This window comes from Streptomyces sp. NPDC025793, from assembly GCF_055558375.1.
Map to the genome: position 1 here is coordinate 1 of NZ_JBVHMR010000161.1, position 1207 is coordinate 1207.

Annotated in this window: 1 protein-coding gene; it reads right to left on the reverse strand. The window is 68.6% G+C overall.

The window, feature by feature from the left end; translation table 11 throughout:
• A partial coding sequence (locus ACZ4MF_RS49075) for an IS110 family RNA-guided transposase (RefSeq protein ID WP_467500967.1) occupies positions 1 to 1111 on the reverse strand: 1111 nt, incomplete at its 3' end.
• Positions 1112 to 1207 lie beyond the last annotated feature (96 nt).

The window sequence follows — 1207 nt, forward strand, 5'->3', positions numbered from 1 at the left end:
CGATGACGGCCTGGACGTGGTTGCAGCCCTCGCCCCGCTTCTTGAGGTAGAAGTCCCGGTTCGGGCCTTCGCGGATGATGCTGGTCTGCGCGGACATGTAGAAGACACGTCGCAGGCGGCGGCTGTAGCGCTTGGGCCGGTGCAGGTTGCCGGTTCGGCGGCCCGAGTCGCGGGGGACGGGGACGAGCCCGGCTGCGGATGCCAGATGGCCGGCGTCGGGATAGGCCGCGAGGTCGCCGGCTGCCACGACGAATTCGGCGCCAAGTATCGGGCCCAGGCCGGGCATTGATTCGATGATCTCCGCTTGTGGGTGGCGGCGGAAGGTGTCGCGGATCTGCCGGTCGATCCGTTTGAGGCGTTCGTCCAGGGCAAGAATCTGGGTCGCCAGGTCGGCGACGATCTGCGCGGCGACCTCCTCGCCGGGGAGGGCGGTCTGTTGGGCCTGAGCGGCCTCCAGCGCGGTAGCCGCCACTGCGTCGGCACCCCGCACGCTGCGGCTGGCCAGCCAGGCCGTCAGCCGGGCCCGGCCACGGCGGCGGATCGAGGCCGGGGTCTGGTAGCCGGTCAGCAGTACCAGCGCCCCCTTGTGGTTCGAGTAGTCGAAGGAGCGCTCCAGGGCAGGGAAGACGCCGGTCAGCACGTCACGAAGCCGATTGGTCATCCGCACCCGGTCGGCGACCAGATCTGACCGGTGAGCGGTCAGCAGCGCGAGATCGGCGGCCAGCTGCGCGGGCACATCGATGGTGGCGAAGTCGCTGCGGTGACGTGCTGTCTCGGCGATGACATAGGCATCACGGGCGTCGGTCTTCGCTTCGCCGCGGTAGGCGCCGGACATGCGATTGACCGTGCGGCCAGGCACGTAGACAGCCTGCTGGCCATGGGTGGCAAGCAGGGCCAACAACAGCGCGGAGGACGTCCCGCAGATATCCACTGCCCAGTGGACTTCGCCCGCCAGATCGAGAATCTCGCCGAGTGCGGTCAGGATGGCCGACTCGTCGTTGTCGATCTTCTTCGACCACAGTGTCGCGCCGGTCTCGTCGACGACCGCCGCCCAGTGATGGGCCTTGCCTGCATCGACGCCGGCCCATACTCGGGCCCGTGGCTCACTCACTCGCCCCTCCTCGCGCCGCACGGCACTCCATCGGCCCGAGGAACACCCTGCTGTCTGCTCCGTAAACAGCGACCGCACAAGGCGCGCACATCTCAA